General features: G+C 36.4%; 14 protein-coding genes. 7 read left to right on the forward strand and 7 right to left on the reverse strand.

From position 1 onward, the window contains the following. Positions 1-173: 173 nt before the first annotated feature. The 3 genes from D8M05_RS09560 to ilvA form a co-directional block, all read right to left on the reverse strand. Positions 174-800 (reverse strand): metal-dependent hydrolase, encoded by a 627-nt coding sequence (locus D8M05_RS09560; RefSeq protein ID WP_121131205.1) that lies wholly within the window; start codon positions 798-800, stop codon positions 174-176. Between the two features lie 72 nt (positions 801-872). Beyond that, positions 873-1631, reverse strand: a complete 759-nt coding sequence (locus D8M05_RS09565) for a DUF2087 domain-containing protein (protein ID WP_121131207.1) — start codon at positions 1629-1631, stop codon at positions 873-875. Positions 1632-2229: 598 nt separating this feature from the next. Further along, positions 2230-3435, reverse strand: a complete 1206-nt coding sequence (ilvA, locus tag D8M05_RS09570) for a threonine ammonia-lyase (RefSeq protein WP_121131209.1) — start codon at positions 3433-3435, stop codon at positions 2230-2232. A 175-nt stretch (positions 3436-3610) separates the two neighbouring features. On the opposite strand from ilvA, the gene D8M05_RS09575 reads away from it, so the two are divergent. Together D8M05_RS09575 and D8M05_RS09580 are read left to right on the forward strand one after the other, a co-directional pair. Further along, positions 3611-4300, forward strand: coding sequence for an NUDIX hydrolase (locus tag D8M05_RS09575; protein WP_183072757.1), 690 nt, complete (start codon positions 3611-3613; stop codon positions 4298-4300). 213 nt (positions 4301-4513) lie between these two features. Next, entirely contained in the window at positions 4514-5650 is a 1137-nt protein-coding gene (locus D8M05_RS09580; RefSeq protein ID WP_121131213.1) for a CAP domain-containing protein, read from the forward strand. A 38-nt stretch (positions 5651-5688) separates the two neighbouring features. Here D8M05_RS09580 and D8M05_RS09585 read toward each other — a convergent pair whose 3' ends face one another. Beyond that, positions 5689-6462 (reverse strand): FixH family protein, encoded by a 774-nt coding sequence (locus D8M05_RS09585; RefSeq protein ID WP_121131215.1) that lies wholly within the window; start codon positions 6460-6462, stop codon positions 5689-5691. A gap of 186 nt (positions 6463-6648) precedes the next feature. Between D8M05_RS09585 and D8M05_RS09590 the strand changes: the two genes are divergently transcribed. The 3 genes from D8M05_RS09590 (at position 6649) to D8M05_RS09595 (ending at position 8515) form a co-directional block, all read left to right on the forward strand. Then, positions 6649-7881: an aminopeptidase gene (locus D8M05_RS09590; protein ID WP_121131217.1), complete on the forward strand. Its 1233-nt coding sequence runs from the start codon at positions 6649-6651 to the stop codon at positions 7879-7881. A 100-nt stretch (positions 7882-7981) separates the two neighbouring features. Further along, a complete protein-coding gene (locus D8M05_RS20740; RefSeq protein ID WP_281271904.1) occupies positions 7982-8104 on the forward strand; it encodes a hypothetical protein in 123 nt (40 codons plus the stop codon). A gap of 126 nt (positions 8105-8230) precedes the next feature. Then, the gene (locus D8M05_RS09595) at positions 8231-8515 is read left to right on the forward strand and encodes a DUF1292 domain-containing protein (RefSeq protein WP_121131219.1); all 285 of its coding nucleotides are present in this window, start codon (positions 8231-8233) and stop codon (positions 8513-8515) included. Positions 8516-8582: 67 nt separating this feature from the next. Here D8M05_RS09595 and D8M05_RS09600 read toward each other — a convergent pair whose 3' ends face one another. Together D8M05_RS09600 and D8M05_RS09605 are read right to left on the reverse strand one after the other, a co-directional pair. Next, positions 8583-10946, reverse strand: coding sequence for a polyprenyl synthetase family protein (locus D8M05_RS09600; protein WP_121131382.1), 2364 nt, complete (start codon positions 10944-10946; stop codon positions 8583-8585). 417 nt (positions 10947-11363) lie between these two features. Beyond that, a complete protein-coding gene (locus D8M05_RS09605; protein ID WP_121131221.1) occupies positions 11364-11954 on the reverse strand; it encodes a TetR/AcrR family transcriptional regulator in 591 nt (196 codons plus the stop codon). Between the two features lie 178 nt (positions 11955-12132). Between D8M05_RS09605 and D8M05_RS09610 the strand changes: the two genes are divergently transcribed. Beyond that, the gene (locus tag D8M05_RS09610; protein WP_121131223.1) at positions 12133-12903 is read left to right on the forward strand and encodes an SDR family NAD(P)-dependent oxidoreductase; all 771 of its coding nucleotides are present in this window, start codon (positions 12133-12135) and stop codon (positions 12901-12903) included. Positions 12904-12952: 49 nt separating this feature from the next. Here D8M05_RS09610 and D8M05_RS09615 read toward each other — a convergent pair whose 3' ends face one another. Continuing rightward, a complete protein-coding gene (locus tag D8M05_RS09615) occupies positions 12953-13786 on the reverse strand; it encodes a processed acidic surface protein (protein ID WP_121131225.1) in 834 nt (277 codons plus the stop codon). 216 nt (positions 13787-14002) lie between these two features. Between D8M05_RS09615 and D8M05_RS09620 the strand changes: the two genes are divergently transcribed. Continuing rightward, positions 14003-15682 carry a peptide ABC transporter substrate-binding protein gene (locus D8M05_RS09620; protein ID WP_121131227.1) on the forward strand — a complete coding sequence of 560 codons (1680 nt, stop codon included), beginning with the start codon at positions 14003-14005 and terminating at the stop codon, positions 15680-15682. Positions 15683-15758: the final 76 nt, after the last annotated feature.

Consider the following 15758-nt stretch of genomic DNA (forward strand, 5'->3'; position numbering starts at 1 on the left):
TCTCACTCAATATAATCACTCCTGATGTTTCCCCCTAACATGTCATTAGGGTTATTTTCTATCAAAAGTGGCTCAGTTTTCAATTGCTATGGTGGCTCACTTTTAAGTTACCATATACATACCTCGCAGTTTATATCAATAGCAACAATAAATATGCAAAGAGCCTACATTATTTAAAATTCTTTTTTACTAAACGGTAAAAATAATTTAATTCCCCTTTTATTAACCGGAAAAAACTTCATGTCTGTAATTAAATGGCTGACATATCCTAATATACAAGCTATTGATACACCATCCAATGCCAGTGACTTATCTAAAGAAAAAGAAATAAATGCAAAAAAAACGGCTCCTAATATAGAATGTGTGTAACCACGATGCGATACAAATGACGCAATAATAAGATAGATACCTAATAACCATAACCAATCCTCTTGTAATGCCTGACCTCCAATAAGTACGCCGATACCCGTTAAGGTTAACATTCGCCGTTGCCTAATAAAAATAGCTAGAATGAAAAGCATAATACCAGCACCAATACCAATCCATTTCTCAAATCCTGTCCCGGTAAAAAAGCTATAGCCAATAATAAATATGGCAATCACCTGTGCAATTAAACGAAAAACATCTTTAGAAAGTGTAATCTTGTTACTAAGTTTCCCATCAATATCAAGGTCAGGTACTAGCCCCGCTATACTTCCTAATCCTACTAGTACCATCGTTGATGTTGGATCCGTATGATAGATATTAGCCGTAAATAAACCCGCAGCTGCCCCAATGGCTACATGTGTTGTTCCCTTCAAAATGTATCACCCGATTTCTATGTTGATTACTATCTAGGTTGTTTTGTCTTCTTACGCTATACCAATTATGCCTTAGTTCTTCACCCAGTATTTACTACCATCTTTACTCCGTTCCATAAAACCATATTCGATAAAGTAACGTCTAATTGTCACAAAATCACTATAAACCTTTTTCAGTATTTCATTTACTTCCATTTCAGAATAACTTGATTTTATCTCAAAAGATTTTAATAGATGTTGTAATACAATAATCTTTCTTTTTTCCTTACTTGGGAATGTTTTTAATGGGCCATCTAACCCTTTATCAAAGTAAGTTGATAATACCCTTTCTTTCTCTTCAGTAGTAATAGCATACCTTTCATCCACCATTTTTGCCCCCTTATGAATATCGATGAAACTATCTTTTGTATCTTCATCTTTCTTTAATAGATTCATAATCGCTAGAAAAACTTTTGCTTGTTTCTCTTTTTCTCTAAATTTAAATCGATGGTTCCTAATGGTAGAGTTGCTTCCTCCAGTTTCTGTTGCTATTTCTTTGTCACTTACTCCATTTTTAAAGAATTGTAGTAATTCCTTTTGATGTTCTGACAGCCCTGTATACTTCTTGTCCATCTGTATTAAATAATCAAACGTTGAGCCATGCACTTCTTTTATATGATGCCCAATTGCCTTTTTGGCTTCATATAAAACATTATCAATAGGATAAATAACTCCATTTTCAAAGCTTTTATTACACAAAAGACAAATATAATCGTCGGTTGATGATTCATATACATATCCTTTACAAAGCTCCTCGATTGTTGCATCCCAAAACCGATATTTTTGAGCCATTCTACAAACACTCCCCTCATAAGTTTATTATATAATAAACATTATATAATTTAGTTTAGTTATACGCAAACAATTCATTAATATATTTTTTAAAAATTAAACTATCCCTATCACCGTTAATTAGACTTTAAAAGATGCATAGCTGAAGATTAAAATCATTCATAAATGGAGGCTAGTACAAAAATATTTAAGTATAGAAAAATCCGAAGATACTCAAAATCGCCCATTACAATTAAGATTACTTTGGATTTGATATAGAGTATTGATCTCTTTAATTCAGTATTGTGTGAAGCACGTCGTTCTGGAAATACACTTCGCTGATATTGCATAATCCAAACACCAACAGGTATCATTGCTAATATGATTGTTGATTGTAGCGGAGGGCAGTCGACTCCTGCGGGAAAAGCACGTGTCCGAAGACCCCGCAGCGGTGGTCTTTCCGCGAGGAGGGCTGAGGCCGTGCCCGCGGAAAGCGTACTGCCTGCAGCGGAAATCAACATGCGCTTACTGCGGAGTTTACATCATCTATGAATTTATATTCAGCAATAGAAAAAGTTCTAGCCTCTTTTTTAGACGGCAATGTTCAGATATATTTCTGTTACTCTGCCCCAGTTACATACCCTCTTCTTTTCAAGACTTTATGTATTTCTTCAATATGCCCCTTATCTCTTGTCTCGATAGAAAGAGATAATTGTGCATAACTTGGATATATTTTATCTCCCATATGACTTAAGGAAATATCCAAGATGTTTCCTTGTTGTTCCGTAATTATTTGTAGGATTTTCTCAAGATTACCAGGTTTATCCTTAAGAATTGTTTGAAAACGCATGAAACGACCCGATTCTACCATTCCTCTTTCAATAATCCGTGAGATAAAACTCACATCAACATTTCCACCACTAATAACTTGAACGACCTTCTTATCTCTAATCGGAAGCTTATGATTAAGCATCGCAGCAAGCGAGACTGCTCCCGAACCTTCTACGAGTAATTTATTCCTTTCCAGTAACATGAGCATTGCCCCTGCAATTTCCATCTCATCCACTGTAATCATGTCATCAACGTATTGTTGTACAAGCTTAAAGGTGTGTTGTCCCGGTCTCTTTACAGCAATTCCGTCTGCCATTGTTGGGGATGATTCTACCGTAATTAATTTATTAAGATTCAATGATTCAGCCATACTTGGACAGCTCTTAGCCTCTACACCATATACTTGAATCGCAGGATTTTTTTCTTTTACTGCTGCAGCAAGTCCAGCGATTAGACCGCCTCCACCGACTGGACAAATAATTACTTCAACATCTGGAAGTTGTTCCATAATCTCTAGTCCAACAGTACCTTGTCCAGCAATAATCGCTTCATCATCAAAAGCATGAATAAATGCAGTATTTGTTTTATCTTTTACATCCAATGCATAATCCAAGGCATCATCAAACGTATTTCCCTGTAATATTACATTCGCACCATACCCCTTCGTTGCTTGAACTTTACTTAAAGGGGCACTGGCAGGCATAACGATCGTACAAGGAATACCGAGCATTGTGCTGGCATATGCAACACCTTGAGCATGGTTGCCTGCAGAAGCAGCTACAACTCCATTTTCAACTTCATTCTTCCGGAGTGAAATCATTTTATTATAGGAGCCTCTCACCTTGAAGGAACCCGTCTTTTGTAAATTTTCTAGTTTTAGATATACCTCATTTTCAGCCATATCACTGAACGTGCGGGAATAGTCCAAAGGTGTTTGATGAACAATGCCCTTCATTTTCTCTTGTGCTTTTAAAATTGCTTTTAAAGTAACCAACAAAAACCTCTCCTTATGTTCATACATAATGGTTAGTTTTTACAGAGGATAATAGGTTATTCTTAGAACTTATTTCAGCTCTATAGATAAATCGTATCTATCTTACTAAATTTTAGTATAATGTAATAAGATGATTACTGAAATTTCAAAACAACGATTATTAAGGAGGTTACATATGGTTGCTACACCAAAGCCAGCATCTACTGTTGTACTTTTGGATGATTTATCAAGAGTATATTTAACACAACGGCCTAAAACAATGAAATTCATGGGGGGATTTCACGTTTTTCCTGGTGGTTCAATTGAGAAACATGATTCTTTCATAAATAAGCAACATGTAAACATTCATGTTCCTTCCCCGGTAAGCCTAGAGCATTACATCGGTGCAGCTAGAGAATTATTTGAAGAAGTCGGGATACTTTTAGGAGATAAAATTGACGGTTCAATGATTCACTTATTAGATGAAAAAGCAATTCACTATCGGCAACAGCTAATCACAGACAAAATGACTTTCAATGACTTGTTAGAGCAAGAAAATATTCGGCTCGACCTTCAAACATTAACTTATATTGGCCAACTCATTACACCAGAACGGAGCCCCATTCGTTTTGATACACGCTTTTTTGTCGCACATCTTCCAAGTGGACAACTTCCAATACCTGACAAAAAGGAAATAGACGAAGCATTTTGGATTACCCCAGAAAAGGCGTTGACGGCATTTGAAAATAACGAAATTATGCTTGCCTTTCCAACGATTCTCACCTTAAAAACAATCATTAACTACCAAAATGGCAGTGCACCAAATTTATCTTTTACAAAAGCAGACATAATGAAGCTCCAATTGGAATTAAAGACACCATTTTAAGGGGAGAACACTTCCCTTAAAAACGCTAACCATTATCAAGAAAAAAATTCATCACTTCCTCCCTTTTTTCACTAGACAAGTATTTTCCATTATTAATAGGTTAATAATAAGAAGCGGGGGCTCCCTTCTCTTTTCGTTTGCCTCGAAATCATTGTGGATTCAATATAAACTTGGTAAAATACATAGACAGAAAGAAAGGTCAGGGGTGGAAAAATGCCGAAATTACGAAATATAATCTTTTTATTACTTATTGTTGGTGCACTTTGGCATTTTTACGGGGAAACGTTCAATGAATCTGGTTTTCTTGGTGTTTTTAAAGATATTCACTCTGATGTTAATGAACTAAAGGAAAACCCGAAAGTTACTGGCGCAATTGATGACTTTAAGCAAGAAACCCATTTACTAGTCACACAGCTGAGAGATTTCTTACATGGTGATGAGCAGCAAGGAGAGCCCGATCTTGACACGAATAAACCACGACTAGATACGCCAAGAGAACAATCCTTTTCGATTCATAATGTTGAGCTTGGTGATGATCGTCAACAGGTGGAAGAGATAGCGGGAAATCCTGAGCGCACAACAACGAATGAATATGGGGCTCAGTGGGTAACGTATCACGAAAACTATCAAAACTTTTTCATGGCTTCTTATGATGAAAATGATAAGGTTGTTGGCTTATATACGAATCAAGATTTGCTAACTTCTACAAATGGAATTACGTTTGATAGCACAAGAGACTCGGTTCTATCGACACTAGATGACCCACTAAAAGGCATCCGAAAAGGTTTTGTAACATATCAATTCGAGAACAATCAAGAATATAATACATTTCTTATCGAAAATAATTATGTGACCATCTTTTACGATAAACATGAAGACTTCACTGTTACAGCAATCCAAATCATAAGTAGTGATCTCGAACAGCAGAAAAAGCAGTACTTTGCAAAACCTAGCGAGGAACTAAGAGAAGGCTTCGAGTATCAATTGTTTGACCTAACCAATGCATCGAGAGTAAACCATGGTCTTTCCATTTTAACTTGGGAAGAATCTGTCAGGCAAACCGCTCGTGACCATAGCACAGACATGGCTGACAACAATTATTTCAGCCATACGAATCCAGAAGGACAATCGCCATTTGACCGAATGACAGAAGATGCAATTGCATATTCGATGGCTGGGGAAAATCTAGCAACAGGTCAACCAAGCAGTATTTTTGCACATGAGGGTTTAATGAATTCACTTGGTCATCGTGAAAACAAATTAAACAAGGACTTTAAAGCACTTGCTATAGGCGTTGACTTTAACAAGGATTCACAACCTTTTTATACAGAAAATTATATAACCAAATAGAAGTGTCAGCCGCTAATACATTGACTGACACTTCTCTTTTATTCCACTTCAATGGTATATTCTTCATGCTCATGTAAACCCTCATCATTTTCAACATGAATCGTGATATTATAGATACCTGCTTCTTCAAGTACATACGTACTATCGTATTCACCTGCAGTTAATTCTTCTGTTTCAATCCATTCATGTATATCTGAACTATCATTTACTACTTCATATCGAACATTAGCCTGTGCTAAAGGTTCACCATCCATTTGCAAATGTACAGTTAAGTTGACTTCTTCACCTTGCTTAGCAGCTCCAGGATCCACAAAGTGTAATGCAAATCCTCCTTCAGTTGCACCATGGTCATGTGCCCCGTGATTATGTTCACCTTCTACATGTTCTGCGTCTTCCTGTTCCAAAACAGTACCTTCACCAATCGTTATCGATTTCTTCGGCATGGTATGTAAGCCTTTTGCTGTTGTATGGGCAAATATTTCGTATACCCCATCAGTAGCTATTGATAAGTCAGTCGTGTATGTTCCATCTCCATTATTTGTTGCTTCAATCTTTGTGGTCTCATCCTCATTACCTTGTCTCCAGTATTCAAAAGTGACTTCATCAGCATCTGTTACATCTTCATCTCCATAGGTAACAATTGCCTCGAGTTCAAAATTTTCATCAACTTCTACTTTCTCTGGAACGAGGAATTCCACTTCAAGGGGTGTTAGTTCCTCAGTTTCTTCCCCATTTTCGCTTTCGTTTCCACATGCTGCTAGGACTGTTATTCCTAAAATAATTAGCACCATCCATAATTTTCTTTTTAACATGATATCTCACCAATCCTTTAATTCAATCGCGTTTTTCCCTCTTTAAAGCTAATCATAGAACATAGAACCTGGTACATGCAACATTTGAAGTTTAAAGACACTATATTGACACACTTTTACCATAAATGAATGGCTATATGCTAAAATACAGATACACGTTAAAATTTAGGGAGGAAGATGATTCACATGAAAAATTTTCAAGAAAACCTAGAGAAATATGCTTCATTAGCAATTGAAGTTGGAGTGAATATTCAAAAAGGACAAACACTTTACATCAATGCTCCGATTTCTGCGGTGGAATTTGTACGAATCTTACAGAAGAAAGCTTATGAGCGCGGTGCATTTGATGTTGAAGTTAACTGGTCCGATGACGATCTTACACGAACGAAATTTGAAATGGCACCAAACGAAGTATTTAATTATTTCCCAAAATACAAGGTAAAACACCTGGAGGAATTAGCAGAGAATAACGCTGCTTTCTTATCCGTCCTTTCTAGTGATCCAGATTTATTAAATGGTATTGATCCGGAACGCATTCAGACTGCATCCATTACACGTTCAACAGCACTTAAAACCTTTGCAAATTATCAAATGAGTGACAAGGTAAGCTGGTCCATTGTCTCTACTCCAAATAAAGTTTGGGCGAAGAAAATTTATCCTGAACTAGAAGAAGACGAGGCTGTAGAATCACTATGGAATGCAATTTTCAGTGCAACTCGCGCAAATCTCGCAGAGCCTGTCCAAGCATGGCAAGAGCACATTGAAACATTAGATACAAAAGCAAGTCATTTAAATCAACAAAAGTACAAGGCGCTTCATTATGTAGCGGAGGGTACAGATCTAACGATTGAACTACCAGAAAAGCATGTATGGATTAGTGCTGGAAGTGTTAATGCACAAGGAACTGTTTTTGTTGCAAATATCCCAACAGAAGAAGTGTTCACTGCGCCACTCAGGACTGGCGTAAATGGAACGGTTACAGCAACAAAACCACTTAGCTATTCTGGAAATCTAATTGAGAACTTCTCAATAACTTTTAAAGACGGTAAAATTGTGGATTACCAAGCGGAAAAAGGGTATGAAACATTGAAAAATCTAATTGAAACAGATGAAGGCTCCCATTATCTTGGAGAAGTTGCACTCGTTCCACATCGTTCACCTATTTCTGATACAGATTTAATTTTCTATGAAACATTGTTTGATGAGAATGCATCAAACCATATCGCAATTGGTAAAGGATATGCCTTCTGTATCGAAGGTGGAAAAACGATGTCAGAAGAGGTATTAAAGGAAAATGGATTAAATGACAGTTTAACACATGTTGATTTTATGATTGGTTCTGAAAAAATGGATATTGATGGCATTTTAGCTGATGGTACAAAAGAACCTGTATTTAGAAATGGGAATTGGGCTTTTTAAAGTAGGTACTTTCATTATTTCCTCCAAAATCATGCACAAATAAATTATTCCTTCATATATTAATTTCTGTGTGCTATATTCGTTAAGGAGGAAGAAAATAATGGAAAACAATAAAATGCTAACAAAAAAGACAACAGAAAACGGCTACAAAATTGTTGAAGTTAATATGTCTGATTCAGCTGAAAGTTTGTACGCAGTTTGTACGCCAATTAAAATGCAATAGGAGTAAAGAAAAAGCCTCTCTTTTGTATTGTTACATATAAGAGAGGCTTTTTTAGGTGCTTAATTAAGCCCGAAATAGGGAAAGATGATACTATTACATAATTTTAATAAGAGGAGGCCATGAATAATGGAAGAAATTAAAGTAGGCGATGTATTTAATATAAGTGATGAAACAGAGAAAGAAGAAGAGGTTGAGGTATTAGCTAAGGTTACATTACAAGATACAGATTATGTGGCTGTATGCTTTGTTGAAGATATTAAGGACGATAGCGAAGATGACATTGATGTCTTCTTCCTCAAAATTGATGACGAAGGTGACCTAGCAGCAATTGAAACCGATGAAGAGTTTGATAAAGTATCCGAAGCATTTGATGCGATTTTAGATGTGGATGATGAGGAAGAACAAGAATAATTTTAGTAAATCAAAATGAGGTTGCTCAATCATTATGGTGAGCAACCTCTTTCCTTTTTACAACTAATCAATAATCCCTATTAATAATATAATTTAACAAATGCTTAAGAAAAGCGCTACCCTGTGGTACCTGCTCTAAGGCATCCATAGCAGAACAGTAATGTTCCCACATCTCTTTCCTAGCACCCTCTTGACCAAGTATAGAAACAAAGGTTGAACGACTATTTTCTGCATCCTTACTTGTTGGTTTTCCAAGGGTGTTCTCATTGCCTTCTACGTCAAGTAGATCATCTTTAATTTGAAACGCAATGCCCGCATGATATGCAAATGTTCGTAGCGCCTTCTTCTCTGCCTCCCCTACTCCTCGAAGGATTGCGGGCATGACGAGAGAAGCCTCAAATCCCATCCCTGTCTTATAAAAACACATTACATTCAACTGTTCCAAGGTCAAGTTTTTCCCTTTCGAATCAAGGTCCATCGCCTGTCCCCTACACATATCTGCAATAATCCGTGCCGAATAGTTTACTAATTGTAATACCGTACCTGAATCAAATGTATGAAGTGATGATTGCTCTTCAACTGCTTTCTGTGTTAAAAACAACCCTGTTAGTTCTGCTACAGCCACATTATACGTCTCATGAACGGTTTGACGTCCCCTACGAACAGGTGCGTTATCTTGAGAAGGAAGGTCATCAAAGATTAAGGATGCCGTATGCATATATTCAAGTGATTTTAGAAGCGGCATAATTGCATCCTTTTCTAATCCATATGCACGTACACCCATGAACCAAGTAATAATAGGCCTAAGCCTCTTCCCATCACTTTTTAGGCTATAATTTGCTGCATCAATGATTTGCTCGTTTATTAAATCATCTTTTTCAGCTATTGAAATCGATAATTCACTATTGATCTCTTTACGAATCGTTTTAACCGAATCCATAAAATCTTCCTGTTCCTTCCGTTCATCTTTCAGCATGCTCAAGATATGGTCTCTGAGGAGTTTGTCAAAGAAATCCACATCATCTGCCTTCTCTGCCATCTGTTCGATCAGACGATTAAATTCTGGATGAAAAGTAGCGAACACACCCATGACCTTATCGTATGTATCTGTACCCATTCGCACTTCATATCTTTTTAGTCCATTAATTGCCCGATCTAAAATTACTTCGCGAGTCTTCTCATCGGAATGATACACTTCATGAATTAAATAGCCAATAACTGCCCAATACAGTTCAAACGGATTGATCAGGTCCTGTCGCTCGGCATGATATTTCAGATAATAAGTATAGGGAGTGACCCTCCCCTCCTCCAAATCTTCAAACATATCAGCAAAATCATCCGCTAGTTGATTGTATATCCCGTAATAAAAGGTTCGTTTATCAATTCCCTCATCCTCAGCAGCACGAATAATAGAACGAACAATCAATCGTGAAGATGCTGCCTTTACAATAACAGGGATATAAAGTCTTTCATTCGTGTAACTTCCATCTGATAGATCCTTTAAACGGTCCACTTCCTGGGATTTAAAGAACACATAGGATTGCTCAAGAAAGGAACGCCATGTGGATTCAAGCTGGTGTGCTTTCATATATTCAAAGGCATCTCGGAGTTCGGAATGAATGTATTTCATCAGCGCACCATTCTTCCCTCCCCAATCACCTAGTTCCGGTACCGTTCCTGTCAATAATGTCGTGCGTATCAAATCAGAATAGCGTTTTTGCTCCTCACGAGATAAAACATTGGAATCAAGCAAGTCATCAATGAATGGGTATGTTAGTCCATAAGCGTAACCTAATCGGATTGCTTCTTCTAACTTTCGCTTCCTTTCTTCTGGTGAACCTTTTCCTGCCATCTCTTCAATCACTTGCATGACTACCCCCGCAATTATCTTAATCAATTTCCGCTGGGCCTCGTCTGCATCCATTCCCTGGGGAATATTAGAAGAAACGTTTTTTAATTTTTCAAACATCCAAATTAGAGTAGATTCAACACCCTCCTTTTCAGCCATTCGATATAACTTCGCCATACTAAACGTCTGATCCCCATCTTTTAGCAAGTATTTTTTTAAACGTGTGACATTATGCTCAATCCGACTTTGCGTTTCTTTCTCATCTAGTGCTTTTCCCAAGTCCCGCATAAAAATATAGGAAATACTTCGGTCTAGATAATTATCAAGTTTACCTGTAACATCTAACCACTGTAAATATGGTTGATAATTTCTAGTGTCAGCTTTTACCCTTTTACGTGTAAATCGCGAAAAGATGGAAGGCGGTTGGATGTGACTCTGTTTCCATGTCTGAATATCCTTGGTTAGAGACTTGATAAATGCCTGTTTCTCGAGCCCTTCCGTAAGTGTTGTAAAATAAGCAGTCGCCTTCTGCTCAGCCTCGTGATAGCTCTTATCCGCTTGTATAGTTAACGCCTCTTTCATCATATATATAACCTCTATTTCATGTTTGCTTAAATTTGTGTACGCATCATGCTATAAAACTTACAGACTATAATAAATTATAATCTAAAATTACTGCTTTATTACAAAAAGGACATCATTTCCTTTCTCCCCTTCCCTATCTTACGACTATAACACGAAAAAAGTTTCAGATGCCTAAAATTACGGAAGGTTGACGAAGCAATGATTATTTTAAACCATACAATAATTAGAAAAGACTTGCATAGGGGGAATAATTAATCGATGCAAAAAAGACTATCACCATATAGTGGTACTATAACAGGAAGGATTTCCAAATAACTCTAACCAAACAAACCTGCTTATGAACTACGAAGCAGCAGGTTTTTCCATGTATTTGGCCCTGCATTTTAACAGGCCGTGTGCTATATATTTTCCATGTTAAACCTTCACATTAAAAACCTCCGTTGAAGTAAGCATAAGTTCTACAATTTGTTCTGACATATAAGCTGGATCTGCCTGAAAATCTTCTTCCATCCACCGAATAATAACTCCAGCTATTCCATGTGCACGGTAGACATACAACCATTTCGGATTAAGGATAGTCCCTTCTTCCAACTCATACTCATATTCCATTAAAAACAACGCTTCAATCGCTTTAGCAATTTGATAACGAAAATCCACACGAATGTGATCACTTAATAATAATTTATAAAGCTCCGCATTTTCTTTAAAATACGTAAATAGCATAATATCTTCTATACGCATTTCCTTCATGTTTACTCTTTCAATAGATTTATAGGGATTTCTAATTTGGTCAACCATTTCATCCAGTACATCTCGTATAATCTCATCTAACAATTTTTCCTTCGAATCAAAATTTGCATAAAATGTTCCACGATTATAATTTGCTTTACTTGCAATTTCTGAAATCGTAATTTTATCAAAATTCTTTTGCGCGAGTATTGATAGGAATGATTTTTTAAGTGCTGACTTTGAACGCTGAATCCTTTTGTCTACATAGTCTTGCATGAAACGCTCACCTCACCCTAAATTATGATACGAAACAATTATTCTTGCAAATTTTAATATACAAAATGCAACAAATTGTTTAGTAATGTACGATTTTTTGTCAGTTGTTGATTGAATACGCATCGCCCTTGTAGATATACTACTTATGTAAACATAAGATTATTAGGAGGTAATTTATATGACATTTCCCGTTTTAGAAGGAAAAGTTGCTATCATTACTGGCGCAGCAATGGGTATGGGTGAAGCAACAGCGAGATTGTTTGCTGATGCAAAAGCGAAAGTTATCATTGCAGATTATAATGAAGAAAAAGGTACCGAAGTTGCAGAATCAATAAAAGCGAATGGTGGAGAAGCAGCTTTTGTAAAAGTGGATGTTTCTAAATCAGCAGATGTACAAGCGATGGTGAAATTTACTGTTGATACATATGGTAAATTAGATGTAGCAGTAAATAATGCTGCTTTAACCCCAGATGATAAACCAGCAGCTGAATTTGATGAAGACTATTGGGATCGCCTAATGTCTGTCGATTTAAAAGGTGCTGCACTTTGCATGAAATATGAATTACAACAAATGAAGAAACAAGGAAATGGCGGTTCTATTATCAACATTTCTTCTGTTAGTGGTTTCCGTCCACAACCTAATAACATTGCATATGTTGCTGCAAAACACGGTGTTGTTGGAATGACGAAAGTAGCAGCATTAGAAAATGGTCCAGAAAATATTCGCGTAAACTCAGTAGCTCCTGGTGCAATCGATACACCTATGCTTCGTGGGGCATTAGAGCAATTTGGCTATACAGAAGAGGAATATGCACCACAACTAAGCTTACTTAACCGTTTTGGACAAGCAAACGAAATTGCGGAAGCGACTCTTTGGTTAGCATCTGACGCATCTTCTTATGTTACTGGAACAACCATTCATGCGGACGCAGGTTATACTTCTCGCTAACGTACCAAAGAACCGATGAGAAAATTCTCATCGGTTCTTTTTATAAAATTTAACTAGAAATTAGTCCGTAAAATAATTGTAATAAAAACATGATATAGACAGAACTTGTATCAACAAAATTCATATCTATTAGCTCTTCATCTAAATACGTTAAGTCATCTTCTTCATAATATCCATTTTGATACATATCGATAGAATAATCTAAATCCTCGATAAACGCATAGTATTCAATGGAATCTCCATACTCTTTTAGATATAATTCCAAGTCCTCTTTAGAACCAAAATCATAGTTTTCGAGAAGCTCTTGTAGATTATCATCATCTATTACAGTACCTGCCGGGTATAAATACATATCGACAGTCATCTCAAGGTCCTCAATATAATCGTAATATTCGATGGATTCATCGTATTCATTAAGAAATGACTCTAATGCTTCCTTAGAATCAAATTCGTAATAATCTAGAAGTTCCTGCAAACTATTGTCATCAACTGGTGTTAAGCCATTTACATAATAATCAACGGTATACGATAGATCTTCCTCAAAAACGAGATATTCTCCGTCTAATACGTCCTGACCCTCTGCTATATCCCCAAATTCTACAAGTAGTGCATTTAATTCTTCGCGTGTCAAATCAAAATCCTCAAGTACAGGCTTAATGGATTCTTCTGTTAATGGAATTCCCAATTCATCAACTGAGATAAAATGATCTTCTAAGCTCCATTCCTTACTCTCTAAATAGTCAATGTAATCTTGCTTTTCCCAGCCAATCTCTTCAATATACGATTCAAACGCTGGGTCGTTTTCTTCAATTGCCAATACAATCGTTGGCAAAACCCCTATACTTATAATTAATGCCAACAACAATGAAACAATTCGCTTCATCTCGCTCCCCCTAAGTAAATAATAATCACTAAATAATTATAATTTCAAAATTAAATAAAAGCTACTAAATTTTTCATGGTGCCTGTCACTCCTCGGTTTTTGTTGAAATTTGTCGAATTAGTGAGTTATCTATAAGGAGCAGAAGTTTTTACTAATCTAATTAATACTGTTAAGATGATAAATGGCTATTACAACAGTACATAAGGGGGATATCAGGTGAAGTATTTACGAATATTTATACCAGTTTTATTAGTGCTTATATTTTTAGCTGCTTGTGGAGATAAAGAAAATCAAAGCACAAATAAAAGTGATGAAACAGTAGATAATGGGGAAAGTGAAGAAAAAATAGTAAGACTAAGTGCTGCAGGTGAAATACCTGGTCTTAATCCAACATTAGCTGATAATGATTTCAGTTTTAATGTGATTAATCAAGTTTTTGAAGGCTTGTACCGCTTAGATAAAGAAGGTAAACCACAACTTGCAATGGCCGCTGAAGAGCCTGAAGTAAGTGATGACAATAAGGTACTTACATTTAAAATTCGTGAAGATGCGAAATGGTCAGATGGTTCACCCGTAACAGCAAATGATTTTGAATATGCATGGAAAAAGGTCGTTGCCCCTGAAACAGGTGCTGCTTATGGACCACAGTTAGAGGCAATCGTCTTAAATGCATCAGAGATATTAGTGGGAGAATTACCTCCAGATGAATTAGGAGTAGAAGCACTTGATGATCATACATTACAAGTAACACTGGAGAATCCGGTTCCATTCTTCAAAGAATTATTAACGACAGCAACCTTCTTCCCGCAGAAGCAGGAATTTGTTGAAGAACATGGAGACGAGTACGCACTAGATAGTGAACACACATTATTTAATGGCCCTTTCGTATTATCTAATTGGAAGAGCACAGATTCTTCTTGGACATACGAAAAGAATGAAAACTATTGGGATAAAGATGCAGTAAATGTAGACAAAATTGAAGTAAATGTTGTAAAAGATACAGAGACTGCAGTAAAACTATATCTTAATGGTGAGCTTGACCGAGTTAATCTATCAAGTGATTATGTACAGCAATTTCAAGGTGAAGATGAATTTCATACCTATTTGACTGGTTCCGCTTCTTATTTGAAAATGAATCAAGGAAAAGATGGAGAAACAACAGATCTTGCTAATTTAAATATCCGAAAAGCATTAAATATGGTAATCGATAAACAAATTATTGTTGATGAACTCTTAAACAATGGATCGATTGTTGCTAATGCAAACGTACCAAGAGGAGTAGCTACAAATCCAGAAACAGGGGAAGATTTCCGTGATGAAAATGGGGATCTTACTAACTATGATCCAGAAAAAGCTAGGGAATTATTTGAGAAGGGATTGGACGAACTAGGTAAAACAGAACTTGAATTTGAACTGATTAGCTCAGATTCTAGCTCTTCCAAACAATTGGCAGAAAACCTTAAATTCCAAATGGAATCCAATCTACCAGGACTTACAATTAATATAAGAAACTTAACACCAAAAGCAAGTATTGCAGCGAATGTTGGACAGGAATATGAATTGATTATTACGGGGTGGGACGGTGATTATCAAGACCCACTAACATACTTGAATCTTTTTATTACTGATAGCCCAGGAAATCATACCGGATATTCGAATGAGGAATACGACAGACTTGTACTTGGTTCGAAGTCAGACCTTGCAGATAAGCCAATGGAGCGCTGGGAAGCACTTTTAAAAGCAGAAAAAATGCTCATTGAAGATAGTGCTGTACTGATTCCACTCTATCAAAACGGGACAGCATACATGCAAAAAGAATATCTAAAGGATTATATAACTTATACAGTGAGTTCAGATAATTATAAATGGATAAATATTGAGACTGACGAGCAATAACCACAAGACATTAAGCTAACAAAGATGGGAATCAAATCCCACACTTTGTTAGCTTTTTTATTAGGTGCCTGTCACT

It is taken from the genome of Oceanobacillus bengalensis (genome assembly GCF_003628445.1).
GTDB lineage: Bacteria > Bacillota > Bacilli > Bacillales > Amphibacillaceae > Oceanobacillus > Oceanobacillus bengalensis.

What these genes read in the sequence shown, in the direction of transcription:
- D8M05_RS09565 (WP_121131207.1), bottom strand. Translation starts at nt 1,631, where the DNA reads ATGGCTCAAAAATATCGGTTTTGGGATGCAACAATCGAGGAGCTTTGT.
- D8M05_RS09575 (WP_183072757.1), top strand. Translation starts at nt 3,611, where the DNA reads ATGGTTGCTACACCAAAGCCAGCATCTACTGTTGTACTTTTGGATGAT.
- D8M05_RS09580 (WP_121131213.1), top strand. Translation starts at nt 4,514, where the DNA reads ATGCCGAAATTACGAAATATAATCTTTTTATTACTTATTGTTGGTGCA.
- D8M05_RS09585 (WP_121131215.1), bottom strand. Translation starts at nt 6,462, where the DNA reads ATGTTAAAAAGAAAATTATGGATGGTGCTAATTATTTTAGGAATAACA.
- D8M05_RS09590 (WP_121131217.1), top strand. Translation starts at nt 6,649, where the DNA reads ATGAAAAATTTTCAAGAAAACCTAGAGAAATATGCTTCATTAGCAATT.
- D8M05_RS20740 (WP_281271904.1), top strand. Translation starts at nt 7,982, where the DNA reads ATGGAAAACAATAAAATGCTAACAAAAAAGACAACAGAAAACGGCTAC.
- D8M05_RS09595 (WP_121131219.1), top strand. Translation starts at nt 8,231, where the DNA reads ATGGAAGAAATTAAAGTAGGCGATGTATTTAATATAAGTGATGAAACA.
- D8M05_RS09600 (WP_121131382.1), bottom strand. Translation starts at nt 10,946, where the DNA reads ATGAAAGAGGCGTTAACTATACAAGCGGATAAGAGCTATCACGAGGCT.
- D8M05_RS09605 (WP_121131221.1), bottom strand. Translation starts at nt 11,954, where the DNA reads ATGCAAGACTATGTAGACAAAAGGATTCAGCGTTCAAAGTCAGCACTT.
- D8M05_RS09610 (WP_121131223.1), top strand. Translation starts at nt 12,133, where the DNA reads ATGACATTTCCCGTTTTAGAAGGAAAAGTTGCTATCATTACTGGCGCA.
- D8M05_RS09615 (WP_121131225.1), bottom strand. Translation starts at nt 13,786, where the DNA reads ATGAAGCGAATTGTTTCATTGTTGTTGGCATTAATTATAAGTATAGGG.